Source organism: Streptomyces sp. NPDC001292 (assembly GCF_042896465.1).
Taxonomy (GTDB): domain Bacteria; phylum Actinomycetota; class Actinomycetes; order Streptomycetales; family Streptomycetaceae; genus Streptomyces.
This window is the reverse complement of the sequence record NZ_JBIAXG010000003.1, coordinates 142,491-167,412: the sequence shown is the minus strand read 5'-3', so window position 1 is coordinate 167,412 and position 24,922 is coordinate 142,491. Positions and strand designations below refer to the sequence as shown.

The 24,922-nt window shown below is 70.0% G+C and carries 25 protein-coding genes; 4 read left to right on the top strand and 21 right to left on the bottom strand.

Annotated features, from left to right (window positions below; genetic code table 11):
* Positions 1-125: 125 nt before the first annotated feature.
* The 10 genes from tatC to ACFY4A_RS05595 form a co-directional block, all read right to left on the bottom strand.
* The gene (gene tatC / locus ACFY4A_RS05640; protein WP_390828110.1) at positions 126-1,067 is read right to left on the bottom strand and encodes a twin-arginine translocase subunit TatC; all 942 of its coding nucleotides are present in this window, start codon (positions 1,065-1,067) and stop codon (positions 126-128) included.
* A gap of 49 nt (positions 1,068-1,116) precedes the next feature.
* Positions 1,117-1,413 carry a Sec-independent protein translocase subunit TatA gene (gene tatA, locus ACFY4A_RS05635; RefSeq protein WP_390828109.1) on the bottom strand — a complete coding sequence of 99 codons (297 nt, stop codon included), beginning with the start codon at positions 1,411-1,413 and terminating at the stop codon, positions 1,117-1,119.
* A 258-nt stretch (positions 1,414-1,671) separates the two neighbouring features.
* Positions 1,672-1,866 carry a hypothetical protein gene (locus tag ACFY4A_RS05630; RefSeq protein WP_390828108.1) on the bottom strand — a complete coding sequence of 65 codons (195 nt, stop codon included), beginning with the start codon at positions 1,864-1,866 and terminating at the stop codon, positions 1,672-1,674.
* Positions 1,867-1,876: 10 nt separating this feature from the next.
* On the bottom strand, positions 1,877-2,170 hold the full coding sequence (locus ACFY4A_RS05625) for a hypothetical protein (RefSeq protein WP_390828107.1): 294 nt from the start codon (positions 2,168-2,170) through the stop codon (positions 1,877-1,879).
* Positions 2,167-3,252, bottom strand: a complete 1,086-nt coding sequence (locus ACFY4A_RS05620) for a helix-turn-helix transcriptional regulator (protein WP_390828106.1) — start codon at positions 3,250-3,252, stop codon at positions 2,167-2,169. The genes ACFY4A_RS05625 and ACFY4A_RS05620 overlap by 4 nt, the downstream gene beginning before the upstream one ends.
* 19 nt (positions 3,253-3,271) lie before the next feature.
* Positions 3,272-4,345: a helix-turn-helix transcriptional regulator gene (locus ACFY4A_RS05615; protein WP_390828105.1), complete on the bottom strand. Its 1,074-nt coding sequence runs from the start codon at positions 4,343-4,345 to the stop codon at positions 3,272-3,274.
* Between the two features lie 139 nt (positions 4,346-4,484).
* Positions 4,485-4,856, bottom strand: a complete 372-nt coding sequence (locus ACFY4A_RS05610) for an FKBP-type peptidyl-prolyl cis-trans isomerase (protein ID WP_390828104.1) — start codon at positions 4,854-4,856, stop codon at positions 4,485-4,487.
* Between the two features lie 91 nt (positions 4,857-4,947).
* Positions 4,948-5,949 (bottom strand): FKBP-type peptidyl-prolyl cis-trans isomerase, encoded by a 1,002-nt coding sequence (locus tag ACFY4A_RS05605; protein WP_390828103.1) that lies wholly within the window; start codon positions 5,947-5,949, stop codon positions 4,948-4,950.
* Positions 5,950-6,087: 138 nt separating this feature from the next.
* Entirely contained in the window at positions 6,088-7,449 is a 1,362-nt protein-coding gene (gene pafA, locus ACFY4A_RS05600; RefSeq protein WP_381079727.1) for a Pup--protein ligase, read from the bottom strand.
* Positions 7,450-7,458: 9 nt separating this feature from the next.
* Entirely contained in the window at positions 7,459-8,727 is a 1,269-nt protein-coding gene (locus tag ACFY4A_RS05595; protein WP_390828102.1) for an MFS transporter, read from the bottom strand.
* 122 nt (positions 8,728-8,849) lie between these two features.
* Between ACFY4A_RS05595 and ACFY4A_RS05590 the strand changes: the two genes are divergently transcribed.
* Positions 8,850-9,866 carry a LacI family DNA-binding transcriptional regulator gene (locus tag ACFY4A_RS05590; protein ID WP_390828101.1) on the top strand — a complete coding sequence of 339 codons (1,017 nt, stop codon included), beginning with the start codon at positions 8,850-8,852 and terminating at the stop codon, positions 9,864-9,866.
* Between the two features lie 79 nt (positions 9,867-9,945).
* Here the strand turns inward: ACFY4A_RS05590 and prcA are convergent, their stop codons facing one another.
* From prcA to arc, 6 genes are all read right to left on the bottom strand, one after another.
* A complete protein-coding gene (prcA, locus tag ACFY4A_RS05585; RefSeq protein ID WP_390828100.1) occupies positions 9,946-10,701 on the bottom strand; it encodes a proteasome subunit alpha in 756 nt (251 codons plus the stop codon).
* Positions 10,702-10,762: 61 nt separating this feature from the next.
* Positions 10,763-11,608: a proteasome subunit beta gene (gene prcB, locus ACFY4A_RS05580; protein WP_390828099.1), complete on the bottom strand. Its 846-nt coding sequence runs from the start codon at positions 11,606-11,608 to the stop codon at positions 10,763-10,765.
* A complete protein-coding gene (locus ACFY4A_RS05575; RefSeq protein ID WP_390828098.1) occupies positions 11,560-12,153 on the bottom strand; it encodes an endonuclease VII domain-containing protein in 594 nt (197 codons plus the stop codon). Before ACFY4A_RS05575 ends, prcB begins: the two co-directional genes overlap by 49 nt.
* A 32-nt stretch (positions 12,154-12,185) precedes the next feature.
* Positions 12,186-12,404 (bottom strand): ubiquitin-like protein Pup, encoded by a 219-nt coding sequence (locus ACFY4A_RS05570; protein ID WP_390828097.1) that lies wholly within the window; start codon positions 12,402-12,404, stop codon positions 12,186-12,188.
* A gap of 180 nt (positions 12,405-12,584) precedes the next feature.
* Positions 12,585-14,096: a depupylase/deamidase Dop gene (gene dop, locus ACFY4A_RS05565; protein WP_390828096.1), complete on the bottom strand. Its 1,512-nt coding sequence runs from the start codon at positions 14,094-14,096 to the stop codon at positions 12,585-12,587.
* A gap of 234 nt (positions 14,097-14,330) precedes the next feature.
* Positions 14,331-16,097 carry a proteasome ATPase gene (gene arc, locus ACFY4A_RS05560; protein WP_390828095.1) on the bottom strand — a complete coding sequence of 589 codons (1,767 nt, stop codon included), beginning with the start codon at positions 16,095-16,097 and terminating at the stop codon, positions 14,331-14,333.
* Between the two features lie 243 nt (positions 16,098-16,340).
* Here arc and ACFY4A_RS05555 point away from each other — a divergent pair, with 243 nt between their 5' ends.
* Complete coding sequence (locus ACFY4A_RS05555) at positions 16,341-16,646, top strand: ferredoxin (protein WP_390828094.1); 306 nt, start codon at positions 16,341-16,343, stop codon at positions 16,644-16,646.
* A gap of 57 nt (positions 16,647-16,703) precedes the next feature.
* Here ACFY4A_RS05555 and ACFY4A_RS05550 read toward each other — a convergent pair whose 3' ends face one another.
* The 3 genes from ACFY4A_RS05550 to ACFY4A_RS05540 all read right to left on the bottom strand — a co-directional run bounded on the left by ACFY4A_RS05550 (position 16,704) and on the right by ACFY4A_RS05540 (position 20,033).
* A complete protein-coding gene (locus ACFY4A_RS05550; RefSeq protein WP_390828093.1) occupies positions 16,704-17,282 on the bottom strand; it encodes a hypothetical protein in 579 nt (192 codons plus the stop codon).
* Between the two features lie 175 nt (positions 17,283-17,457).
* Positions 17,458-18,360, bottom strand: a complete 903-nt coding sequence (locus ACFY4A_RS05545; RefSeq protein WP_390828092.1) for a tRNA (adenine-N1)-methyltransferase — start codon at positions 18,358-18,360, stop codon at positions 17,458-17,460.
* Between the two features lie 50 nt (positions 18,361-18,410).
* On the bottom strand, positions 18,411-20,033 hold the full coding sequence (locus ACFY4A_RS05540; protein WP_390828091.1) for a site-2 protease family protein: 1,623 nt from the start codon (positions 20,031-20,033) through the stop codon (positions 18,411-18,413).
* A 173-nt stretch (positions 20,034-20,206) separates the two neighbouring features.
* On the opposite strand from ACFY4A_RS05540, the gene ACFY4A_RS05535 reads away from it, so the two are divergent.
* Together ACFY4A_RS05535 and ACFY4A_RS05530 are read left to right on the top strand one after the other, a co-directional pair.
* Positions 20,207-21,331, top strand: coding sequence for a RecB family exonuclease (locus tag ACFY4A_RS05535; protein WP_390828090.1), 1,125 nt, complete (start codon positions 20,207-20,209; stop codon positions 21,329-21,331).
* 14 nt (positions 21,332-21,345) lie between these two features.
* Positions 21,346-22,017, top strand: coding sequence for a response regulator (locus tag ACFY4A_RS05530; protein WP_390828089.1), 672 nt, complete (start codon positions 21,346-21,348; stop codon positions 22,015-22,017).
* 92 nt (positions 22,018-22,109) lie between these two features.
* Here the strand turns inward: ACFY4A_RS05530 and ACFY4A_RS05525 are convergent, their stop codons facing one another.
* A complete protein-coding gene (locus ACFY4A_RS05525) occupies positions 22,110-23,714 on the bottom strand; it encodes an ABC transporter substrate-binding protein (protein ID WP_390828088.1) in 1,605 nt (534 codons plus the stop codon).
* 414 nt (positions 23,715-24,128) lie between these two features.
* Complete coding sequence (locus tag ACFY4A_RS05520; protein ID WP_390828087.1) at positions 24,129-24,830, bottom strand: HAD family hydrolase; 702 nt, start codon at positions 24,828-24,830, stop codon at positions 24,129-24,131.
* Positions 24,831-24,922 lie beyond the last annotated feature (92 nt).

Here is a 24,922-nt window from a genome sequence, read left to right as displayed (position 1 = left end):
TTTTGGTTCTGGCCCGCGCCCCGCCCCCCACCTAAAAACCTAATATATTTACCCCCCCCCCCCCCCCCCCCCGCGGGGGGGGGGGGGCGGGCGGCCCCCCCCCGACCGGGAACCCGCGGGGGTGATCAGGTCACGTCGTCGTACCCGTTGACCCGGTCCGTCTGCTCGGGCAGGGCGCGGCGGGTGGTGACGGGTTCGACCTCGCCGATGTCCTCGGGGGTGAGGTCGAGTTCGGAGGCCTCGTCGTCCGACGGTCCCAGGGCCGCGAGGCGGTCCTTTCGCCGGTCGTTGAACAGGGCGATGATCACCGCGATGAAGTACAGCGCCCAGATCGGCGCCGCCAGCGCCAGCATCGTCAGGGGGTCGGCGCTCGGCGTGGCCACCGCCGCGAACGCCGTGATGCCGACGACCATGCCGCGCCACCAGCCGAGCATGCGCCGCCCGGAGAGGATGCCGGTGAAGTTGAGCATGACGAGCAGGAGCGGCATCTCGAACGAGAGGCCGAAGACGATCACCATGCGCGAGACGAGGTCGAGCAGGTCGTCCAGCGGCAGCAGGTTGTCGACACCGGAGGGGGTGAAGCCGATCAGCACCTTGGCGGTGGTGGGCAGCACGTTGTAGGCGAGGAAGCCGCCCCCGAGGAAGAGCGGTACGCCCGCGCCGACGAAGGCGTAGGCGTACTTCCGCTCGTGCTTGTGCAGGCCGGGGGCGACGAACGCCCACAGCTGGTAGAGCCAGATCGGCGAGGCCAGCACGACGCCGGCCATCAGCGACACCTTCAGTGCGAGGGTGAAGGGCGCCAGCAGACCGTTGATCGTGAGGTGCGCGCAGGTGGTGCTGCTGCCCGATTTGGCCAGCTCCTCGAAGGACTGCCCACACCCCACCGAGCTCAGTACCGGCCTGGTGATGAAGTTGACGATGTCCTTGTAGAAGAAGGCGGCGACGACCGTCACGACCAGGATCGCCAGAACACCTTTCCCGAGCCGGTTGCGCAGCTCACGGAGGTGATCCGCGAGCGACATCCGCCCCTCGGGGTCCTTCTCCTTCTTGCGGGCAGACTTCAGCAACCCACATCCTCATCTCGTGCAGCGGACCGGAAGGCCTCCGGTCCTCCCGTCAGCGCTGAGTCGTGTCCGTCGGCTCGTTGACCGGGCGTGAGCTGGTCACATCACCGGGCGCGGCCTGGATGGTGCGCTGGGCCTGGGACTGCTGCTCCTCACCGGCCTGAGTCGCCGAACCGGACGCGGTGGTCGACTTCGCCTCGTCCTTCATCGCCTTGGCCTCGCTCTTCAGGATGCGCGCGGACTTGCCGAGCGAGCGCGCCATGTCCGGAAGCTTCTTCGAGCCGAACACCAGGACGATCACCAGAACCAGGAGCACCAGATGCCACGGCTCAAGTGCGTTGCGGAACATAAAGTCTTCACCTTCTCACTGAGGCGGGGCGGCGGGCATGTCCGACCACTCGGACAGGTGTCTGACCATCGTGCTGGCAGCGATCGTAACGCCCGGGGGTGAACGCTGAGCAACCCCCGTGAGTACTCCTGCTGGGCGGCCGGTGCCTCTTACTGCGGGCCACGACCAGCAGCGTACCCGGCCACAGGGCCAGGATGGCAGGGCGAGTCGATCGAAAGCGTACGGCGTTCGGGACTTCCAGGACTTTCCCGGCAGAACTCACCGCGACTCCATCGCCCGGGCGGCGCTCAGGCTCGCCCGCTCCAGTTCCTCGGCGGCCCGGTTGATACGCCGCGTCGACTCCGTGACCTGCCGGCCCAGGCGCTGCGCCTCGACGAAGACCCGGACGGCGAGCACTCCGAGGACGGCCAGCCCCACGAACCCCGCGGCCACCGCCAACATCGCCCAGAACATGACGCCGAGCCTAGAGGGTCGAGTGCAGGCGCAGCGTGCTGACCCCGCCGCCGGTGAGCAGTTCGACGATCCGCTCGCCGGCCGGCTTGCGGACCGCGGCGCCGCAGTCGGGGCAGGTGAAGGAGTAGAAGGTGGTGCGGCTGCTGGCGCCGACGACCAGGCGCAGCGCGCTCGCGGCGAGCTCGAAGCGGCCCCGGCAGTCGGGGCAGCCCGCCCGGAACACCACCGCAGTCACGCTCCGCATCCCGGCGAACGCCGCCGCCACCGACATCTCGCGCACCCCAGCCGTCGCCGACTCGCTCAAAGCCCCTGCTCCTGCCTGTCGTACCGACCGTCGTGAACCACGTCCGCACCCCGGGGCTCTCCCGCCGCCACGGCGTCCGCCGGGGCCCCCGCCCCGTCGTAGGCCGACGCGTACGCCGCCAGGGCCTCACGGGCCGCCTGCCGGGCGCTGTCGGCCAGCTCGCTGGGGGCGACGATCCGGCCGTCCCGGCCCAGGCGCAGCGCCAGCCGCCGGAGGGACGCCGGATCGGGGGTGCGCAGAGTAATACGCAGCCCGCCGTCGGGAAGCTCATCGGCGCTGTCGTGCGGGTAGTACTCGGCGACCCAGCGGCCGCCGGGGCCGACCTCGACGACCACTTCCGGGTCCTCGGCGGCCGGCTGCACCAGGGCCTGCGACAGGTCGCGCAGCTCCATCTCCGGCGGCGCCGAGGGCTCGTCGAGGATCTTGATCTCGGCGACCCGGTCGAGCCGGAAGGTGCGGCGCGCCTCGGAGCGGCGGCACCAGGCCTCCACATAGGTGTGCCCGACGCTGACCAGGCGGATGGGGTCGATCTCGCGCTCGGTGACCTCGTCGCGGGCGGGCGAGTAGTAGCGGATCCACAGCCGGCGGCGCTCGGAGATCGCCCGGTCCACGTCGGCGAAGACCCCGCCCTCGGACTCGAAGGTCACCGACAGCCGGGAGCTGGCCCCGGCGGCCTCGCCGGCCGCGGCCTCCACCTTCGCCGTGGCCCGCAGCAGGGCCTGCCGGTCGCTCTCCCGCAGGCCGGGCAGCGTGGCCACCGCGCGGGCCGCCACCAGCAGCGCGGTCGCCTCGTCGGCGGCCAGCCGCAGCGGCTCGGCCGCCTCCGCCCCGAGCGCGGCGGGGTTGTGCCACCAGATGCGCTCACCGTCGGTGTCGATGTCGAGCAGGTCGCCGCCACGGAAACTCGTACCGCACATGGGCAGTACGTCGAGGTCGGAGACCAGCTCGTCCTCGGTGACACCGAAGGCGCGCGCCACGTCCTCGATCCGGGCGCCGGGGCGCTCCCTGAGATACGTCACCAGGGAGAGCATCCGCCGGGTCTGGTCGATGGCGCTCGTGGGCCTGACCGGTTTGCCTGCCACAGTGTCGCTCCGCTCCCCCTCAGTCCCTGGCCACGGCACGCAGCCGGTCCAGCACGTCCGCCCGCAGCTCGGCCGGCTCCAGGACCACCACGTCCGGCCCGAATTCCACCAGCCAGGCATCCAGCCCGTGCCCGTACGGGATGTCCAACTCGTCCCAGCCGTCTCCGAGTTCCCGCACGGCGGTGGCCTTCGCCCGAAGGGGGTATCCGGCACCGGCGCGCAGCCGGATCCGCGCGGAGCGGTCGGCGCTCTCGCCCGCCCAGCTCGCCACGGTCTCGCGGACGGTGACGACGTCCGGAACCGGCGCGGTGAAGCCGCTGCCCCGGGAGCGGACCCTGCCGGTGATCCTCGAGAGCCGGAAGACCCGTTCGGCGCCGCGGTCGCGGTCGAAGCCGGCCAGGTACCAGTGGCCGCGCCAGCACTCCAGCGCCCACGGCTCGACGTGCCGGGTCGCGGGCTGGGCGGCATTGGCCTTGCGGTAGTCGAAGACCACCGGCCGGCGGTCGCGGCAGGCCAGCATGAGCGGCTCGAAGGCGGCCTCGTGCACCGGGATGCGCGGCTCCAGAGCGCCGTGCGCCTCGTAGGGGTCGACGTCCTCGGGCAGCCCGGCCGCGCGCAGCTTCTGCAGGGCGCCGCTGGCCGCACCGGCCAGCCGGGCCTGCTGCCAGACCTTGGCGGCCAGACCGAGCGCGGCGGCCTCCTCGGCGTCCAGGGTGATGGGCGGCAGCCGGTTGCTGTCCCGGCGGGCCAGGTAGCCGACCTCGCCGTCCAGGCTCTCGACGGTCTCGATGACCAGCCCGAGCTCACGCAGGTCGTCCTTGTCCCGCTCGAACATGCGGTTGAAGGAGTCGTCGGACGCCGCAGTGCCCTTCTCCGGCCCCGAGGCGACGCTCTTGTCGCGGCCGGATGCCACGCCTCTGTCGCGGCCGGAGGCCACGCCTCTGTCGCGGCCGGAGGCCACGCCTCTGTCGCGGCCGGAGGCCTCGACGTAAGCCTCGATGGACTCGCGCAGCTCGCGCTTGCTCAGCGGCCGCCGCGTCCCGAGCAGGCACAGCGCCAGGTTCATCAGCCGCTCGGCCTTGGCAATGGCCATCGACGCCCGTCACCTTCCCTATGGTCCTTACGACCGATGACCGTACCGCCCCGCAGCGTGCGGACAAAAGCCGAGGCCCATGCCCGGGCAGGCATGGGCCTCGGATGATCGGATCCCGCACGGATCCGGTGGGGGACGATCAGACCGCGACCAGGTCGCAGACGAAGATCAGCGTCTCGCCGGGCTTGATCCGGCCGCCCGCGCCGCGGTCGCCGTAGGCGAGGTGCGGCGGAATGGTCAGCTGGCGGCGCCCGCCGACCTTCATGCCCTGCACACCCCGGTCCCAGCCGGCGATGACCTGACCGACGCCCAGTTGGAAGCGGAGCGGCGTACCGCGGTTCCAGGAGGCGTCGAACTCCTCACCGGTGGAGAAGGCCACGCCGACGTAGTGGACGGAGACGGTGTCGCCCGCCTTGGCCACCGGCCCGTCGCCCTCCCAGATCTCCTTGATCTCGAGGTCCGCCGGGGGCTCGCCGCCCGGGAAGTCGATCTCGGGCTTCTCGATGCTCACGTGTTTCTCCTGCTCATCTACGACAAGGCAACCCGCACAGTCTTACATCCCCGCCGGGTGCGCGCCCGCGCCGGGAGACCGTGGCGCGGCGCTACATCGCCGCCAGGATGTCCACCGTGAAGACCAGCACGGAGTCCTTCTTGATGCCGCTGTTGGGGGGCGGGGTGTCGCCGTAGCCCAGGGCCGGCGGGACGACGATCAGGACCCGGCTGCCGACCTTCTTGCCGGCCAGTCCTTCGGCCCAGCCCTTGACGACCTGCTGGAGGGAGAACGAGGTCAGCGCGTTGCGCTTGTACGTCGAGTCGAACTCCTTGCCGTCGTCCCACAGCACGCCCTTGTACTGGACGAGCACGGTGTTCTCCGGCTTGACCGTGGGGCCGTCCCCCTCGATCACGTAGTCGGCCACGAGCTTCTTGGGCGCGGCCGTCTTGGGCACGGTGATGGACGGGGCGGCGCCGTCGGTGTTGGTGCCTACCTTGGGCAGGTCGGCGTTGTCCTGGGCGACCGTCTTGCCCTTGGCCGAGCTCTTGGAGTTGAAGGTGTCCTGAAGGTCGACGACGAACACCAGCGTGTCGGTGCCCTTGATTCCGGCCTGGGCGTTGCCCTGCGTGCCGTATCCCCAGGTGGGCGGCACGGAGAACAGGACGCGGCTGCCCACCTTCTTGCCGGCGAGGGCATAGCGCCAGCCGTCGATGATCGTGCCCTGGGCGAGCTGGATGACCAGGGGGGTCTTGCGGTCGTACGAGTTGTCGAAGAGCTTCGCCGTGTCCCAGATCTGGCCCAGGTAGTGCGCCTGGACGTAGTCGTTCTCCGCGATGGTGCGGCCACCGCCCGCGATCACCGTCTTGACGGCGATGTCCTTCGAGGGGTGACCACTGCCCTTGGCGACGGTCGGCTTCTCACCGAACTTCGTGCCCGCGGTGATCGCCGGCAGCGGCCCGGAGACGACCTTCGGCGAGGGCGCTGCGGACGGCCCGGAGGGCGACGGCGACGTGCTCTCGCTGGCCTTGCTCGAATCGGCCTTGTCGTTGCCGCAGGCGGCCAGGGTGACAAGTCCCGCGGGTACGGAAAGAAGAAGTGAGCGTCGGCGCACGATGGGGGCCTCGTAATCGGTCGATCTTCTGATGGCGTGCGCGCAACTCTACGTCGTGAGCAGGGCGCCGTACGGGGAGCGTACGGCGCCCGTGTGGCGTTCCGGGGGCTTCGAACCAGCATCCGCGTTTCGCCGGGCTCACATTCCGGCGATCAGCTTCTCCACCCGGTCGTCCACCGAACGGAAGGGGTCCTTGCACAACACCGTCCGCTGTGCCTGGTCGTTGAGCTTCAGGTGCACCCAGTCGACGGTGAAGTCCCTGCGCTGTTCCTGCGCCCGCCGGATGAAGTCGCCGCGCAGCCGTGCCCGAGTGGTCTGCGGGGGGACCGACTTGCCTTCGAAGATCTTCAAGTCGTTGCAGATCCGGGCGGCTTGGCCCTTCTTCTCCAGCAGGTAGTACAGGCCACGACGGCGGTGGATGTCGTGGTAGGCGAGGTCTATCTGGGCGACCCGCGGATGCGACATGGTCATGTTGTGCTTGGCCCGGTACCGCTCGATGAGCTTGTACTTCATCACCCAGTCGATCTCGGTGCCGATGCGGTCGAGGTCCTCGGTCTCGATCGCGTCCAGCGTACGGCCCCACAGCTCCAGCACCTGTTCCACCGTGCCGGTGCGGATACCGCGCCGCTCGCAGAAGTCCACGGCCTTCTCGTAGTACTCCCGCTGCACCTCCAGCGCGGAGGCCTCGCGACCGCTGGCCAGGCGCACCTTGCGGCGGCCCGTGATGTCGTGGCTGACCTCACGGATCGCCCGGATCGGGTTCTCCAGGGTCAGGTCGCGCATCACCGTGCCCGCCTCGATCATGCGCAGCACCAGGTCGGTCGCGCCGACCTTGAGCAGCATCGTCGTCTCGGACATGTTGGAGTCGCCCACGATGACGTGCAGCCGCCGGTAGCGCTCCGCGTCCGCGTGCGGCTCGTCGCGGGTGTTGATGATGGGCCGCGAACGGGTGGTCGCCGAGGAGACGCCCTCCCAGATGTGCTCGGCCCGCTGGCTCACGCAGTACACCGCCCCGCGCGGGGTCTGCAGGACCTTGCCCGCCCCGCAGAGCAACTGCCTCGTGACCAGGAACGGGATGAGGATGTCCGCGAGTCGCGAGAACTCTCCGTGCCGTGCCACCAGATAGTTCTCGTGGCAGCCGTAGGAGTTGCCCGCCGAGTCGGTGTTGTTCTTGAAGAGGTAGACGTCGCCCGCGATTCCCTCCTCGTGCAGGCGTCGTTCCGCGTCTACCAGGAGTCCTTCCAGAATGCGCTCGCCGGCCTTGTCGTGGGTGACCAGTTCGATCACATTGTCACACTCGGGTGTCGCGTATTCCGGGTGTGACCCCACGTCGAGATAGAGCCGGGCGCCGTTTCGCAGAAAGACATTGCTGCTGCGGCCCCATGACACGACACGGCGGAAGAGGTACCGCGCCACCTCGTCAGGCGACAGACGGCGCTGTCCCCTGAACGTGCACGTGACGCCGTACTCGTTCTCCAGCCCGAAAATGCGGCGGTCCATGACTGAACATTACGCCCGATCCTCTGCGCTCAAACGGGGTTCGGCAGCACGATTTGGATCATTTTCCGATGAAGCGGCAACCACCGCCCGCCCGGCGGGAGCTGTGAGAACCCGCCCGGTGACCAGCAACACCAGCAGCGACACGGCCCCTGCGGCGCTCGGCACGGCGAAGCCCCACAGCGCGCCGCCCGCCTCGACCACCGGGCCCGCGACACCCGTTCCGACGGACGCGCCCACGGTGAACGTCGTCACCAGCCAGGAGAAGGCCTCCGTCACCGTGCCGGCCGGGGCGTGCCGGTCCACGATGATGAACGCGCAGGCGATGCACGGCGCCAGGAACACCCCGGACAGCGCCGTCAGCGCCACCATGGCCACCGCCCCGGGCATCAGCATCAGCGGCAGGTAACACACCGCCAGAAGAGCCACCAGCAGGCGCAGTCGCCGCTCGGGCACGCCCGCCCACTGGCGCGCGCCGTAGACGGCACCGCCGACCAGCGCGCCGAGTCCCAGCGCGGCCATCAACCAACCGTACACCGCGTCACCGCCGTGGTCGTCGGCGTAGGGCACCGCCGCCACCATGATGGAGCCCATGGCGACACCGACGAAGAGGAACGCGCCGAGCAGCGCCAGCAGACCGGGCGAGCGCAGCGCGCCCAGCCAGTGCGCCTCCCGGGGCGCCGAGCGCCAGGCCCGCGAGGGCGGCGAGACCACCACGGACAGCGCGCCCAGCACCCCGACGGCGTTCAGCACCACCAGTGCCGCCTGCGCCGACCACAGGGAGACGCAGAGGGTCACGAGCAACGGGCCGACGGTGAACATCACTTCCTGCGCCACGGCGTCCATCGCGTACGCCGTGTGCACCTGGTCGTCCCTGCGCAGCACCGAGGGCCACAGCGCCCGCAGGCCTCCCTCCAGCGGCGGGGTGAAGAGCCCGGCGGCCGCCACGGCCGTGTACGCCAGGGCGGGCGGCTGCGTGCCGGTCAGGGCGAAGACCGTCATCGCCAGCGCCGCGGCGAGGGCGGACGGCAGTTGGACGCGGGGCTGCCCGTGCAGGTCCACCAGGCGCCCGAGCAGGGGCTGGCCCACCGCGTTGGCGACGCCGTAGACCGCCGCCAGCGCCCCCGCGAGGCTGTACGTGCCGCCCTCCGCACGGACGAACAGCACGATGGCGATCGCCGCGGTGGCGTTGGGCAGCCGTCCCACGAGCGTGCCGGTCAGCAGCCGGGCGGCGTGCCTCGCCCTGAGGATCTCCAGGTATCCCCCGAATCCCGCGACCATCGGCCCCGCCTTCCGCCGGTTCGCCCGAGGTGCTGGAGCAACCTCCGGTGTTACGTATAACGTCCTCGGTCATACGTACCATGTGCGCTGTTCACCAGTCCAGACGAAGGAGCGTTGCCGCGGTGGCACGAAGCAGCACGCGCCCCACCAGCCGTGACGTCGCGCACGCCGCCGGGGTGTCCCAGGCCGCCGTCTCACTGGTCCTCGGCGACAAGTGGCGCGGCCGGGTGTCGCAGACGACCGCCGAACGGGTGCGCCGGGCCGCCGAGGAACTCGGCTACCGGCCCAACCTCGCCGCCCGCAATCTGCGCCTGGGCCGCACCCGGACCGTGCTCCTGGTCGTCCCCGCGCTGACCACCGAGTTCTTCGCCGGCGTCTACACCGGCGCCGCCCGCGTCGCCGCCGAGCGCGGCTTCGGCGTCGTCCTCTACCCCTCCCCCGAGGGCATCGGCCCGGCCCGGAACCCCTTCGCCTCGGCCCAGGCGGCGCTGGACGGCGTGATCGCCTCCTCCATGGCCGCCGACGCGCTGACGGCGATCCGCGGCGACCAGTTGCCGCTGGTCATGCTGGACAGCGACCCCGCGGGCAGCCTGGGCGCCGCGACCGTCAACCTGGACATCGCCGACGGCGTACGCCAGGTCGCCGAGCACCTGCTCGGGCTCGGCCACCGGCGCTTCCTGCACCTCGCGGCGGACGTGGCGTCCTGGACCTTCGAGGTGCGGGCGAGGGAGCTGGGCACCCGCGTGGGCGCGGTGCCCGGCACCTCGGTGCGCACCGCCCGCGCCCCCATCTCCGTCGAGGACGCCAGGGCCGCCACCGAGGCCGCCCTGAGCGCCCCCGGACCCCGGCCCACGGCGCTGGTCTGCGACGACGACAAGCTCGCCGCCGGCGCCTACAAGGCCCTGCGCCGCCTCGGCCTGCGCGTGCCCGACGACGTCTCCGTAACCGGCCTCGACGACCTCGCCCTCGCCACCGCCATCGACCCCGAGCTCACCACCGTGCGGCTGGACGCCGAGCTGTTCGGTGAGCGGGGCATGCACGCCCTCCTGGCCGTCCTCGAGGGCCGCACTCCCGATGGCGGGGACATTCCCGTGCAACTCGTGGTACGGGGCTCCACGGCGCCGCCCAGGCCCTCCTGAAGCCGTTGAGCCCCCGAAACGCCGGGTGCCCCGGCCTTCCAGCAGGCCGGGGCACCCGGGAACGAGCGACGGAGCGGGACTACTTCTCCTCGGAACCGTCCTCCTCCTCGGCGCTCTCCGCCTCGGTCGCCGCGCCGTCGGCCTCGAGCAGCCGGCCCAGCTGACGGCCCACGATGCGCTTGAACTTGCGCTTCTGCGGACGCGTTCGGTCCAGCACCGCCACCTCCAGGCGCTCGGCGGGGATCTCCCGCTGACTGCCGTTGGTGTCACGGGACAGGGCCTGGACGGCCAGCTTCAGGGCCTCGGCCAGCGACATGCCGTCCCGGTGGCGCTGGTCCAGGTAGCCGCTGATCTGCTCGGCGTTGCCGCCGACCGCGACCGAGCCGTGCTCGTCCACGATCGAGCCGTCGTGCGGCAGCCGGTAGATCTGGTCGCCGTCCGGGGTCTCCCCCACCTCGGCGACCACCAGCTCCACCTCGTACGGCTTCTCCGCCGCGCTGGAGAAGATCGTGCCCAGCGTCTGGGCGTACACGTTCGCCAGGCCGCGGGCGGTCACGTCGTCCCGGTCGTAGGTGTAACCGCGCAGGTCGGCGTAGCGGACACCGCCGATGCGCAGATTCTCGTACTCGTTGTACTTGCCGGCGGCCGCGAACGCGATCCGGTCGTAGATCTCGCTGAACTTGTGCAGCGCGCGGGACGGATTCTCACCGACGAACACGATTCCGTCGGCGTACTGCAGCACGACCAGGCTGCGGCCACGGGCGATGCCCTTGCGGGCGTACTCCGCCCGGTCGGCCATGGCCTGCTGAGGTGAGACATAGAACGGCGTCGACACCGGTTATCCGTCCCTTTCTGTAGAAGTCACGGGATCACCCCGAACAAGAACCGGGCGCCGGCTACAGCAGCGCGGCCCGCGGGCCGTCCGGCTGCTCCAGGCGCCGCTGGAGCACCGAGCGGGCGATCTCCGAGGACTCGTCCTCGGAGAGCCGGCGGAATCCGTCCTCGGTGATCACGGTGACGATCGGATAGATCCGGCGGGCGACATCGGGACCACCGGTCGCCGAGTCGTCGTCTGCCGCGTCGTACAGGGCCTGGACCACCAGCGTCGTGGCCTCGGCCTCGGTCAGGTCCTCCCGGAAGAGCTTCTTCATCGCGCCGCGCGCGAAGATCGAGCCGGAGCCCGTGGCCGCGTGGCCGCGCTCCTCGGAACGGCCGCCCGTCACGTCGTAGGAGAAGATCCGGCCCTTCTCGCGGTCCAGGTCGTACCCCGCGAAGAGCGGGACCACGGCCAGCCCCTGCATGGCCATGCCCAGATTGGAGCGGATCATGGTCGACAGGCGGTTCGCCTTGCCCTCCAGCGAGAGCTGCGTCCCCTCGACCTTCTCGAAGTGCTCCAGCTCCAGCTGGAACAGCTTCACCATCTCCACCGCCAGACCGGCGGTGCCGGCGATGCCGACGGCCGAGTACTCGTCCGCCGGGAACACCTTCTCGATGTCCCGCTGCGCGATCACGTTCCCCATCGTGGCCCGCCGGTCACCGGCCAGCACGACGCCGCCCGGGAAGGTCGCCGCCACGATGGTGGTGCCGTGCGGCGCCTCGACCACTCCCTGGGTCGGCGGCAGCTGCCGCTTCCCCGGCAGCAGCTCCGGCTGGTGCTCGGCGAGAAAGTCCATGAACGAGGAGGACCCAGGCGTCAGGAAGGCAGCTGGTAGACGCCCGGTGCTACGAGTGTTGGCTTCCACGAGTTTCCTTCCAGGTAGGCGGCTGCCCGACGAACAGCGTCGGGATCGTCTCCCAACTTGCCGATGGCCGAATTGCAGTTGAAGCACAGTACGCCACGGACCTTACCCGTGTTGTGGCAGTGATCCACATGGACGGCCGGAGCTTTCAGGCAGATCACACAGAGACCCATCTGCGAGGCGACCATCTCGTCACGTTCGGCCTCGGTGATGCCGTACTGGCGTTTCAGGTGTCCAGCGCGCCCCTCCGCCGCTTTGCAAGCCTTGCGGAGCGTTGCCAAGCCGTCCGAAGCAGTGCGATTGCGCGACCATTCACTGTGCGGCTTGATCTGGTCGCACGTACGGCAGTACTTGTGGCCCTCGGGCAACCGCACTCGCGGTCGAACGTTACGCCCCCTTGCCACCTGGCGTTCCTGGTGGTAGGCGGCCGCGCACTCACGGCAGTAGGCCTGCAAGCCATCACGCATTGACTTGTTTCGCGCGAACGCTGCTCGCGGCCTGTGTTCCCCACACCGCGAGCAGCACTTAACGTCTTCTTCGTTTTCCAACCTCGACGCCCCCGAAACCTTCGGTTCGAAGGCTACTCTCCGCCCTTTTGAACGAAGCTTCGAACGAAGTCCTCTGCGTTCTCCTCGAGTACGTCGTCGATCTCGTCGAGGACGGAGTCCACGTCGTCGCTCAGCTTCTCGTGGCGTTCCTTGAGGTCGTCCGTGGCCTGCGCGTCCTGGGACTGTTCCTCGATCTCCTCGGTGGAACGCGTGGCCTTCTGCTGCCCGCCGCCGGTGTCCTTCGTTGCCATAACCCTCACCCCGCTCAGTTCGCCCGACATGGTCGGCATTACGGCCGATCGGTGATGTTCCGACCCTACAAGCCGGGTCCGACATCGGCCCCGCACTTTCTCCAACGTACGAGGGCCACCTCGATGATTCCCGGCACCGGGGATTTCCACCCTGGAGGGCCTCCCCGGTCCGGGATCCGCTCAGCCGCCGGAGAGCACCCTGACCAGGTCTTCGGCGGTACGGCAGCGGTCGAGGAGCTCCTTGACGTGATTACGCGTTCCGCGAAGCGGTTCCAGGGTTGGGACGCGCTGGAGCGAGTCCCGGCCCGGCAGATCGAAGATCACCGAGTCCCAGGAGGCCGCGGCGACGTCGTCGGCGTACTGCTCCAGACAGCGGCCGCGGAAGTACGCGCGCGTGTCCTCCGGAGGCTTCCTGCGCGCCCGGTCCACCTCGGTCTCGTCCAGCAGGCGCTTGATGCGTCCCCGGGCCACCAGGCGGTTGTACAGGCCCTTGTCGAGGCGTACGTCCGCGTACTGGAGGTCGACGAGGTGGAGGCGGGCGGCGTCCCAGTCGAGGCCGTCACGGCGCCGGTAGCCCTCCATGAGCTCCCGCTTGGCGACCCAGTCCAGCTCGCCGGCCAGGCTCATGGGGTCGTTCTCGAGCCGGTTGAGGGTGTCCTCCCAGCGGGACAGCACGTCCTTGGTCTGCTCGTCGGCGTCTGCGCCGAACCGCTCCTCCACGTACTTGCGCGACAGCTCGTAATACTCCATCTGGAGCTGCACCGCGGTGAGTGTCCGGCCGCTGCGCAGTGTGATCAGGCGCGTGAGTCCCGGGTCGTGCGAGACCTGGTGGAGCGTGCGAACGGGCTGGTCGACGGCCAGGTCGACGGCGATGAAGCCGTCCTCGATCATGGACAGGACCAGGGCGGTCGTGCCCAGCTTGAGGTAGGTGGAGATCTCGGAGAGGTTGGCGTCGCCGATGATCACGTGCAGGCGGCGGTACTTCTCCGCGTCGGCGTGCGGCTCGTCGCGCGTGTTGATGATCGGCCGCTTGAGTGTGGTCTCCAGGCCGACCTCGACCTCGAAGTAGTCCGCGCGCTGGCTCAACTGGAAGCCGTGCTCGTGGCCGTCCTGGCCGATGCCGACGCGGCCGGCGCCCGTGATGACCTGGCGGGAGACGAAGAAGGGCGTGAGGTGGCGCACGATGTCGGAGAAGGCGGTCTCCCGCTTCATCAGGTAGTTCTCGTGCGTGCCGTAGGAGGCGCCCTTGTTGTCGGTGTTGTTCTTGTAGAGGTGGATCGGCTGGGCGCCGGGCAGCTGGGCCGCCCGCTCCGCGGCCTCGGCCATGATCCGTTCGCCGGCCTTGTCCCACAGGACGGCGTCGCGCGGGTTGGTGACCTCGGGCGCGCTGTACTCCGGGTGGGCGTGGTCGACGTAGAGCCGTGCGCCGTTGGTGAGGATGACGTTGGCCAGGCCGATGTCCTCGTCGGTGAGCTGGCTGGCGTCGGCGGCCTCGCGGGCGAGGTCGAAGCCCCGGGCGTCCCGCAGCGGGTTCTCCTCCTCGAAGTCCCAGCGGGCCCGGCGGGCCCGGTGCATGGCCGCCGCGTAGGCGTTGACGATCTGGGATGAGGTGAGCATGGCATTGGCATTGGGGTGGCCGGGGACGGAGATCCCGTACTCCGTCTCGATGCCCATTACTCGCCGTACGGTCATGCGGCCCTCCTTGCCCGGCGGCGCCCTCGGTCGTGGACGTCGCTCAAGTACCGCTGATGCCCGGGTGCCTGTGCGGTGCCCGTCCCCGCACTGCGCGACCCGGCGGTACGAAAGAGCCTAGAACGCCTTTGCGCTGGTGGGGAGATCATTTGTGTCATTGCCTGCTCCATGCGGTGGCCCCGGAAACAGCCGACTGCGGGTACCCCGTGGAGGGCACCCGCAGCCACCCTGCTTTTACAGGTATTGACCGGTGTTCGCCACCGTGTCGATGGAGCGTCCGGTGTCCGCGCCCTGCTTTCCGGTGATGAGCGTGCGGATGTAGACGATCCGCTCGCCCTTCTTTCCGGAGATCCGGGCCCAGTCGTCCGGGTTGGTGGTGTTCGGCAGGTCCTCGTTCTCCTTGAACTCGTCCACGCAGGCCTGGAGCAGGTGGGAGACGCGGAGGCCCTTCTGGTTCTTCTCGAGGAAGTCCTTGATCGCCATCTTCTTGGCGCGGCCGACGATGTTCTCGATCATGGCGCCGGAATTGAAGTCCTTGAAGTAGAGGACTTCCTTGTCGCCATTGGCGTAGGTGACCTCTAGGAAGCGGTTCTCCTCGGATTCGGCGTACATGTGTTCCACCGCGGTCTGGATCATGCCCTGGACCGTGATGTCCTTGTCGCCGCCGTGTTCCGCGAGGTCGTCCGAGTGCAGCGGAAGACGCTCGGTGAGGTACTTCCCGAAGATGTCCTTCGCCGCCTCGGCGTCCGGACGCTCGATCTTGATCTTCACATCGAGGCGGCCGGGCCGCAGGATGGCAGGGTCGATCATGTCCTCACGGTTGGAGGCGCCGATCACGACCACGTTCTGCAGGCCTTCCACGCCGTCGATCTCGGCGAGCAGCTGGGGGACGATGGTGTTCTCCACGTCCGAGCTGACACCGGAGCCGCGGGTGCGGAAGAGGGACTCCATCTCGTCGAAGAAGACGATCACGGGGGTGCCCTCGCCGGCCTTCTCCCGGGCACGCTGGAAGACGAGGCGGATCTGCCGCTCGGTCTCGCCGACGTACTTGTTCAGCAGCTCGGGGCCCTTGATGTTGAGGAAGAAGCTCTTGCCCGCCGCCTGTCCGGTGACCTCGGCGACCTTCTTGGCGAGCGAGTTCGCGACGGCCTTGGCGATGAGCGTCTTGCCGCATCCCGGGGGCCCGTAGAGCAGGACACCCTTCGGCGGGCGCAGCTCGTGCTCCTTGAACAGGTCCGGGTAGAGATACGGCAGCTCCACGGCGTCCCGGATGGCCTCGATCTGGTTGCCGAGGCCGCCGATCTGCTCGTAGCCGATGTCGGGCACCTCTTCGAGGACGAGTTCCTCGACCTCGCTCTTGGGCACGACCTCGTAGACGTAGCCGGACCTGGGCTCGAGCAGGAGGGCGTCGCCGGGGCGGATGGTGACGTCCAGCAGCGGCTCGGCGAGCCGTACCACCCGCTCCTCGTCGGTGTGCCCGAGCACCAGGGCCCGCTCGCCGTCCTCGAGGATCTCCTTGAGGGTGACGATGTCGCCGACGCGCTCGAACTCCATGGCCTCGACCACGTTGAGCGCTTCGTTGAGCATCACTTCCTGGCCGCGCCTGAGCTCGTCGAGCTCGATGCTGGGGCTCACGTTCACCCGGAGCTTGCGGCCGCCGGTGAAGATGTCGGCGGTACCGTCCTCGTTGGCCTGCAGGAAGACTCCGAAACCGGCCGGCGGCTGGGCGAGCCGGTCGACCTCTTCCTTGAGGGCCACGATCTGGTCGCGGGCCTCGCGGAGCGTGTTCGCGAGCCGTTCGTTCTGCGCGGACACGCCGGCCAGGTTGGTCTGCAACTCGACGATCCGCTCTTCGAGAATCCTCGTGTGACGCGGAGAGTCGGCGAGCTTGCGTCGCAGGACGGCGATCTCCTGCTCAAGGTAGGCGATCTGCCCGGCCGGGTCGTCGGACCCGCGTCCTGGGCGGATGCCGCGGTTCATGTCGTCGTCGTGGGCTGCCACGGTCCTCACCTCCTCCAAGGGGAGCTGGACGCTTCCAGACCCTACCTGGGTGGGTGTCGATTGAAACCCCTAGATCACAAAGACTGTCGGGGTGTGTCCGATCTTCACCCTTGCGCTCTCCCTCACGCCAGGGGAATACCCACCGAACATGATTGGAAAGCGGGCAGAGGTAGGGTCGACACGTTCAACACCCGTCAGAGCTGGCCGGATTCCCGTACGGCTCGACGTGATACGGCAGGAGAGATGACCGTGCAGCAGCGGACCTCGGACGGTGGCGAGGCACTGGAGGTCTGGATCGACCAGGACCTGTGTACCGGCGACGGCATCTGCGCGCAGTACGCGCCGGAGGTCTTCGAGCTGGACATCGACGGTCTGGCCTATGTGAAGAGCCCTGAGGACGAGCTCCTTCAGGAAGCGGGAGCGGCAACGCCCGTTCCGCTCCCGCTTCTCACGGACGTGGTGGACTCGGTCAAGGAATGCCCGGGCGAGTGCATCCACGTGCGCCGCGTTTCGGACAGGGTCGAGATCTACGGACCTGACGCGGAGTGACGACTTCGGCGCGAGGCGTCACCATTGTCTGTTTTCTCACATTTTCGGGGAATGCGGTCAGATACCGCGCGCCCCGGCATCGGCGGAGCGGACGAACGCGCCGTTCTGCCACCGCCACTTCACGCTGTCCTTGAGGTCGGGGCAGCAATTCGGCACGTCGGGCGAGGAGTAGCCGAGCAGGGTGGCGGTCACGGCTCCGTCGCGGACGGCGAAGTCCGTGACCGAGTACCGGTCCTTGACCTCGACGAGAGTGGCGACCACGCGGGGCTCGGCGGCGTCGGCAGCCTGGGTGAGGACGTAAACGGCGTCGGGCGGGGTGCCCATGGGGGCGTCGCAGTGCACGACGGCCACGGTCTCCGGTCTGCCGTCCCCGTCGAGGTCCCCGGAGGCCTTCTTCGCCACCACGGCCCGCACCGGGCCGCAGTCGATCGGGAAGGTCACTCCGGCGGTGCTCGGGGCCGACGCGGTGGCGGGGGCGGAGTTCGCGCGGGTGCCCTGCGGCTGGGCGGCCGTGGCCGAGCCGGGCTGCACGAGCGAGGACAGGGCCACCACGCCGGCGACCGCGGTGGCGGTGGCCATCCAGTGGATGGGGCGGGTGTGCGTGTGGGCCAGTTCCGGAACGGCGGATTGCTGCACTAGGAGCGTCTCCTGCGAGGGCTGTGCCGGTGGGGGTGGCCAGCATCGTGCCACACGTCACAGTGCGCGGGAACGGCGGGGTGGGGGTCAACGCGAGGGCGCCGTGCCGGAGTTCCCAGTGGTCGTCGGGAACTCCACCACGGCGCCCGTGGGTTGCGCGCGGTGGCGGGCCGTGTCAGCGGGTGGCGCCGCCGTCGGCGTTGGGGCCCTCGTAGTCCTCGCCGTAGGCGCCCTTGGCGGGCCGGCGGCGGCGCATGGGGGGCTCGACGCCGTCCGCGAGCCGGCGGGCGGTGAGCAGGAAGCCGGTGTGGCCGATCATGCGGTGGTCCGGGCGCACGGCCAGCCCCTCGATGTGCCAGTTGCGGATCATCGTCTCCCATGCGGTCGGCTCGTTGAAGCAGCCGATCTCGCGGATGGACTCCACGGTCCGGGCGAGCTGGGTGGTGGTCGCGACGTAGCAGCACAGGATGCCGCCGGGGACGAGCGCCTTGGCGACGGCCTCCAGGCACTCCCAGGGGGCGAGCATGTCGAGGATGACGCGGTCGACGTCGGTGTCGGAGAGGTTGTCCTGAAGGTCTCCGACGGTGAGCTGCCAGGCGGGGTGCGGGCCGCCGAAGTAGCGCTCGACGTTCGCCTGGGCGATCTCGGCGAAGTCGGCGCGGCGCTCGTAGCTGTGCAGCATGCCCTGGTCGCCGATGGCCCGCAGCAGGAAGCTGCTGAGCGAGCCGGAGCCGACGCCGGCCTCCACGACGCGGGCGCCGGGGAAGATGTCGGCGAAGGCGAGGATCTGCCCCGCGTCCTTGGGGTACACGACGGCTGCCCCGCGGGGCATGGACAGGACGTAGTCGGGGAGCAGGGGGCGCAGCGCGAGGTAGGCGACGTTGCCGGTGGTGCGGACAACGCTGCCCTCGGGTGCGCCGATCAGCTCGTCGTGCGGGAAGGACCCCTTGTGGGTGTGGAAGTTCTTCCCGGCCTCGAGCGTGAACGTGTAGTGGCGGCCCTTGGGGTCGGTCAGCTGTACCTGGTCCCCGACCTTGAAGGGCCCGCGGCGGCGGGCGGCACCGGTCGGTTCGGACATGTGACCAGCCTACCGGTCCCCGGCGGGCCCTCCGACCACGCGGACGGACCCTACGCGGAGGCCGACGGGCGGGCCATGGCCTTGACGAAGGCGTGCTCCACGTCGGCCGCGGACAGCACGCCGTAGATCTCGCCGCTCTCCTCCACCACGAGGTACTCGGTCGCCGGGGTGGCGCGCAGCACGTCCAGGAGGTCCTCGCCGGCGAGTTCGGCGGAGACGCGCATGCCGTCGGTGAGCTCCTGGGCGAGTTCGCTGGCGTAGACCCAGGGGCGGCGGTGCTCGGGTACGCCGACGATGGCGGACTCGCGGACGAGGGAGAGCGGCTCGCCGTGGCCGTCGACGACCACCAGGGCGCGGGCCCCGGCGGCGTTGGCGCGGCGCAGGGCCTCGGCCAGGGAGGTGTTGGTCTCGACCGGGACGGCGCGGCGGGTGAGGGCGCGGGCACGCAGTTCGGGGAGGTGTTCGCGCAGCCGGGCCATGCGCAGGCTGTTGCCGGCGCCGGTCCAGATGATCGCGGCCAGGATGGCGGCGAGCAGGGCGTTGGTGACGGTGCCCATGCCGACGCTGTCCTCGGCGGTGGGGCCGAGGGCGCCGGACTGGGTGACCAGGGGCAGTCCGATCAGGACGGCGACGGCGAGCGCGCGGCCGACCCAGGCGGCGGCGACGGTGCCGCTCATCGGCCTGCCGGTGATCTTCCAGACGACGGCGCGGAGCATGCGGCCGCCGTCGAGGGGCAGGCCGGGCAGCAGGTTGAAGGCGGCGACGATGAGGTTGGAGATCATCAGGCCGGCCAGCAGGACACCGACGACCGTGCCGCGCTCGAAGGGCCGCAGGGCGGCGTAGAAGACGCCGGCGAGGATCAGCGAGAGCAGCGGGCCGACGAAGGCGAGGACGAACTCGCGGCCGGGGGTCTCGGCCTCCTTCTCGATCTCGGAGACGCCGCCGAAGAACTGGAGCTGGATGCGCCGGACCGGGAGCTTGAAGCGGAGGGCGGCGATCGTGTGGGCCAGCTCGTGGACGAGCACGGAGCCGTAGAAGGCGACCGCGAAGAACAGGGCGACGAGGTAGCGGGCGGCGCCGAGCTCGGGCAGTACCCGGTCGAGCTGTCCGCCGAACACCCAGGTGATCAGCGCGGCCACGAGGAACCAGCTGGGCGCCACGTACACGGGCACCCCGAAGGGCCGCCCCATGAGGAGCCCGCCACCGGGCTCGCTCGGGCGCCGCGGCGGCGCCTGCCCGGCCCCGGAACGGGCGAGAGCGCGGTCGGGGTGGGTCTCGGGCCGCGTGCGGTCGCCGGGAACAGGGGCGGGACCCTCGGCACGGGCACCGGCTTCGCGTCCGGCGGACGGGGCACCGCCTTGGGCGTAACCGCGCTCGGGGTGGGCGTCGGGGCGGACGTCGTCGGTGGTGGGCGGGTCCTGCGGGGTGTCGCCGGAGCGGTTGCGCTCCTCCGTCTCCTCCGCCCCCTTCGTCTCCTCCGCCGTCTCCTTCGTCCCGTCCTCTGCTCCGGTGGCAGGGGTACCGGTCCGCGGGGACGGCTCCGGCGGGCCCGCGTCGGCCGGCTCGGCGCCCGGGTCCTCGGAGTCGGGGGCCGGGTCCACCGGGCCCGTGCGGCGACCTGCCGACTCGTCCTTGCCGGAACGCGGCTGTCCGCTCCCGCCGCTCACGTCCACGGTGTCCCCTCGTTCGAAGCACGTCTCCCGTGCCTGACGGCCGGAAGGTCTCGGGTCGATGGTATGCGGCCGTGGCTACCGCTCACGCCCGGCACCCCATGTGTTTTCCCCTCTTCGCACACAACATGACCGTCCCTGGGTCACTGTCAGTGGCGGGCCGTAGGGTCTGGGGCATGGAGACGAGCACGGAGGGCGAGCCCGGCACCCCGCACAACACCGTCGTACCGGCCGGGTCACGCCACGGCGCGCCGCGGGCCGCCGAGTTGTCCCCGCCCGCACCGGAGCCGACGCCGCCGGACGCGGGGCGGACGACGGTCCCGACGCAGACGGCCGTCGGGCAGGGCGCGACGACCGGCGGGGGCGACGCGGGCCCTGTGGCTGCGGGCGGTGTGGACGGTCCGGAAGGTGGTGGAGCGGATGTGCGCGAGGCCGCCGCCGGCCGGGCTGTCGTGCCGCCCGGTTCGTTGTCTCCTTCCCGGGCCGGGGACTTCATGCAGTGTCCGCTGCTGTACCGGTTCCGGGTGATCGACCGGTTGCCGGAGAAGCCGAGTGAGGCGGCGACGAGGGGCACGCTGGTGCACGCCGTGCTGGAGCGGCTGTTCGACGCGCCCGCCGTGGAGCGGACCGCGCCGCGTGCCAAGGCGCTGGTCCCGGGCCAGTGGCAGCGGCTGCGCGAGGCGCGGCCCGAGCTGGTGGAGCTGTTCGCCGACGACACCGACGGCGAGCGGCTGGCGCGCTGGCTGGCCGAGGCCGAGCGGCTGGTGGAGCGCTGGTTCACGCTGGAGGACCCGACCCGGCTGGAGCCGGCCGAGCGGGAGCTGTTCGTCGAGGCGGAGCTGGACTCGGGGCTGACGCTGCGCGGGATCATCGACCGCGTGGACGTGGCGCCCACGGGCGAGGTGCGGATCGTCGACTACAAGACGGGCAAGGCACCCCGCCCCGAGTACGCCGAGGGCGCGCTGTTCCAGATGAAGTTCTACGCCCTGGTGGTGTGGCGGCTGAAGAAGGTCCTCCCGCGGCGGCTGCAACTGGTGTACCTGGGCAGCGGCGACGTGCTGACGTACGACCCGGTCCTCGCCGACCTGGAGCGGGTGGAGCGCAAGCTGCTGGCGCTGTGGGAGGCGATCCGGGTGGCCACCGAGACCGGTGACTGGCGGCCGCGCCCCACCAAGCTGTGCGGCTGGTGCGACCACCAGGCCCACTGCCCCGAGTTCGGCGGCACTCCCCCGCCCTACCCGCTGCCGGTGAGGGCGGCGGAGTCCGGCACAGCGGCGCAGGGCAGAATGGGGCCGGACTAGCGAAGGAGACTCACGTGGCCATCCGCGTCCTACTGGTCGACGACCAGCCGCTGCTGCGCACCGGGTTCCGGATGATCCTGGAGGCCGAGCAGGACATCGCGGTCGTGGGCGAGGCCGGAGACGGTCTGCAGGCCCTGGACCAGGTGCGGGCCCTTCAGCCCGACGTGGTGCTGATGGACATCCGCATGCCGCGGATGGACGGCGTGGAGGCGACCCGGCAGATCACCGGCCCGGAGCGGAACGGTCCGGCGAAGGTGCTGGTGCTGACCACCTTCGACCTCGACGAGTACGTGGTGGAGGCGCTGCGCGCCGGCGCGAGCGGCTTCCTGCTCAAGGACGCGCCCGCCGACGAACTGGTGCAGGCGATCCGGGTGGTCGCGGCCGGCGAGGCGATGCTGGCGCCGAGCATCACGCGCCGGCTGCTGGACAAGTACGCCACGCATCTGCCCTCCGGGGAGGAGTCGGTGCCGGACACGCTGCACACCCTCACCGACCGTGAGGTGGAGGTGCTGAAGCTGGTGGCGCGCGGGTTGTCCAACGCGGAGATCGCCGCCGATCTGTTCGTCAGCGAGACGACGGTCAAGACGCATGTCGGGCATGTGCTGACGAAGCTGGGGCTGCGCGACCGCGTGCAGGCCGCGGTGTACGCGTACGAGAGCGGACTGGTGCGCCCCGGCGCGCAGTAGCGGCGGCCCCGCAGCGCAACCCAACGCACGAGGAAGGGCGCCCCTCCCGGAAGGCCGGGAGGGGCGCCCTTGGTCGCAGGGGCGGTCGCGGATCAGCCGCTCACACCGCGGCCGAGCTCCCACAGCTGAAGCGTCGCCGAGGAGTTGAGGGCGTACGCGGTGCCCGTGACGTTGTCGCGGGCGGCGACGTACTGCTTGCCCTGCCAGAGCGGGATCAGCGGGACGTCGCTGGCGACGATGTCCTGAATGTCCGTCAGGCTGGCGGACGCGGACAGCCGGTCGGCCTGGCGACGGGACTGCGGGATCAGGGTGTTGCGGACCTCGCTGTTGGCGTACGGCGTGTTGAGGGTGTTGCCCTTGTCGAGGAACGGCGCCAGGTAGTTGTCGGCGTCCGGGAAGTCCGGGAACCAGCCCATGCCGTAGACGTCGTACTGGCCCTTCTTCTCCGCCGGGCGGAAGGTGTCCCAGGGGGTGCCCTGGATGTCGATGTCGAACAGGCCGCTGCCGTTGAGCTGCTGCCGAAGGATCTCGAACTCCTTCTTGGTGGCCGGACCGTAGTGGTCCGTCGTGTAGTGCAGCGTCAGCTTCACCGGGGTGGTCACACCGGCCTTCTCCAGCAGCGAACGGGCCTTGGCCACGCTGGGGTCGCCGTACCGGTTGAAGAAGGAGTTGGAGTGACCGGTGATGGTGGCCGGGACCATCGAGTACAGCGGCTCGGCCTGGGTGCCGTAGACCTCGGAGACGAGTTCGCTGCGGTTGATGATCTGGGCCATGGCCTCACGCACGGCCTTGGTCTTCACCGTCGGGGCATCGGTGTTGAAGGCCAGGTAGCGGATCTCCAGGCCGGCCGCCTCGACGATGCCGACCTTGCTGTCCTTGGCGGCCGACAGCGTACGGATCTGCTCGGGCGACATGGTGCGGGTCATGACGTCGATGTCACCCTTGTCCAGCGCGTCGCCCATGGCGTCGGCGTCCGGGAAGGAGCGTATCTGCACCTTGTCGTTGTTGAGCTTCAACGTCCCCTCGTAGTTGGGGTTCTTGGTGAAGACCGCGTCGACCATCTCGCCGTTCTTGACGTTGGCCTTCATGGTGTACGGACCGGACCCGTCCACGGCGAAGCCGTCGCGGAGCTTGTCCTTCTCGTAGTCCTTGGGGTTGACGATGCCCGCGACGGGCGTCGACAGCTTGTACGGGAAGGTGGCGTCGGCCGTGTTGAGGTGGAAGATGACCTCGCGGTCGCCCTGGGTCTCCACGGTGTCCACGGTGGACAGCAGGCCGGACACACCGCTGTCGGCGTTGATGGCGATGGCGCGGTCGATGGAGAACTTCACGTCGGCCGCGGTGATGGGCTCACCGCTGGCGAACTTCAGGCCCTCACGCAGGGTGCAGGCGTAGCGCTCGTTGCCGCTGTCCGTGAAGCCGCACTTCTCGGCGGCCTCGGGGACGGGGTCGCCGTCGCCCTTGGGCTGGACCATCAGGGTCTGCACGGTCTGGCGCAGAATGTTCCAGGTGCCGACGTCGTAGGCGTACGCCGGGTCGATGGGCGCCGAGGCGTCCTGCGAAGCGGTGAACCGGTCCGTGGTGCCGACGACGATGGCGTCGCCGCTCTTGCTGCCGCTGCCGGAACCGCCGCACGCGGCGAGTACCGGCGCGAGCAGACCGACCACGGCCGGCAGCACCAAAGTCTTGCGGTTCATGCTCGAGTTTCTCCAGAGCTGTCATGTCCGTGTATCCGGCATGCAGGGTGTTGCGGCGGGTCACGGGGGAAGGGTCGATGTTCTCGCGACGAGATTAGTCCTCCCCCGCAGGACCGTTCGCGGCCACCGGAGTTGAGTTGCCATCACGCAGCGGAACCGGGCGCGGACGGACCGGAAACCCGTCACCGGAAGGATTCGTGCAGCGTTCCACCAAACGGGACACAAGGACGCGCGCTCGGCATCCCCAAGGGGGTGGGCGGCACACTCCGGACCCCTTGTCGACCCCTCAGGGAGTGGGGAACGTCACAGGCGCAAGCAGGGGGGCAGGTGCCGGAATTCAGCCATAAGGCGAGCTTTGAATTCGCTCGGACATCCGATACTTTTTCCGCGGGACTTGGCACGCTGGGTGAACGGTTAGCGCATTTCTGTCATCAGGTCGCGCAGAAACGGCAGGTTCACATCTTCGAGAGTGGGGACGACGGTCCGTCGGAAGGCCGGGGGGATGGGGGCGACCGAGGGGACGGCGACGACCCTGCAGCCGGCGGCCTCCGCCGCGGCGACTCCGGTGGCGGTGTCCTCGATCACGGCGCACCGGGTGGGGTCCACGCCCAGGCCCGCGGCGGCCAGCAGGTAGGGGTCGGGGTACGGCTTGGTGCGCGAGACCTCGTCGCCGGCCACGGACAGGGCGAAGTGCTGGGAGCCGAGCGAGGTCAGGACCCGGTCGATGATGCGGCGGTGGGAGGCGGAGACCAGGGCGGTGGGGATCCGCTGCTCGGAGAGTTCGGCCAGCAGCCGTGCGGCGCCCGGCATCAGGGGCAGCGCGCCGTCGATGCGCGCCTCGAAGCCCTGGTTGAGCAGGGTGGTGACCTCGGCGAGGGTGACGGCGGCGCCGGTGGCCTCGATGAGGAAGCCCGCGCTGCGGGTCATGGGGCCGCCGACGACGACATGTCTCCAGGACTCGTCGAGCGTGTGTCCGAGGGCTGCGAAAACCTCCACCTCGACGTCCCACCAGAAGCCCTCGGTGTCCACCAGGGTTCCGTCCATGTCCAGGAGTACGGCCTGCAAGGCTGAGCCTTCGGCCGTACGGGTTCCGAGCGCCGGTACCGTGCTGGTCATCCGCGCATACCTCCTTGAGGGACGATCAGGCCGGTTCCCACACGGGGAACCGGCCTGCGATGGACCGACAATTCTACGACGCCCACAACCGA

What these genes read in the sequence shown, in the direction of transcription:
- tatA (WP_390828109.1), bottom strand. Translation starts at nt 1,413, where the DNA reads ATGTTCCGCAACGCACTTGAGCCGTGGCATCTGGTGCTCCTGGTTCTG.
- ACFY4A_RS05630 (WP_390828108.1), bottom strand. Translation starts at nt 1,866, where the DNA reads ATGTTCTGGGCGATGTTGGCGGTGGCCGCGGGGTTCGTGGGGCTGGCC.
- ACFY4A_RS05615 (WP_390828105.1), bottom strand. Translation starts at nt 4,345, where the DNA reads ATGGCCATTGCCAAGGCCGAGCGGCTGATGAACCTGGCGCTGTGCCTG.
- pafA (WP_381079727.1), bottom strand. Translation starts at nt 7,449, where the DNA reads ATGGACCGCCGCATTTTCGGGCTGGAGAACGAGTACGGCGTCACGTGC.
- ACFY4A_RS05595 (WP_390828102.1), bottom strand. Translation starts at nt 8,727, where the DNA reads ATGGTCGCGGGATTCGGGGGATACCTGGAGATCCTCAGGGCGAGGCAC.
- ACFY4A_RS05570 (WP_390828097.1), bottom strand. Translation starts at nt 12,404, where the DNA reads ATGGCAACGAAGGACACCGGCGGCGGGCAGCAGAAGGCCACGCGTTCC.
- dop (WP_390828096.1), bottom strand. Translation starts at nt 14,096, where the DNA reads ATGACCGTACGGCGAGTAATGGGCATCGAGACGGAGTACGGGATCTCC.
- ACFY4A_RS05555 (WP_390828094.1), top strand. Translation starts at nt 16,341, where the DNA reads ATGACCGTGCAGCAGCGGACCTCGGACGGTGGCGAGGCACTGGAGGTC.
- ACFY4A_RS05545 (WP_390828092.1), bottom strand. Translation starts at nt 18,360, where the DNA reads ATGTCCGAACCGACCGGTGCCGCCCGCCGCCGCGGGCCCTTCAAGGTC.
- ACFY4A_RS05535 (WP_390828090.1), top strand. Translation starts at nt 20,207, where the DNA reads ATGGAGACGAGCACGGAGGGCGAGCCCGGCACCCCGCACAACACCGTC.
- ACFY4A_RS05525 (WP_390828088.1), bottom strand. Translation starts at nt 23,714, where the DNA reads ATGAACCGCAAGACTTTGGTGCTGCCGGCCGTGGTCGGTCTGCTCGCG.
- ACFY4A_RS05520 (WP_390828087.1), bottom strand. Translation starts at nt 24,830, where the DNA reads ATGACCAGCACGGTACCGGCGCTCGGAACCCGTACGGCCGAAGGCTCA.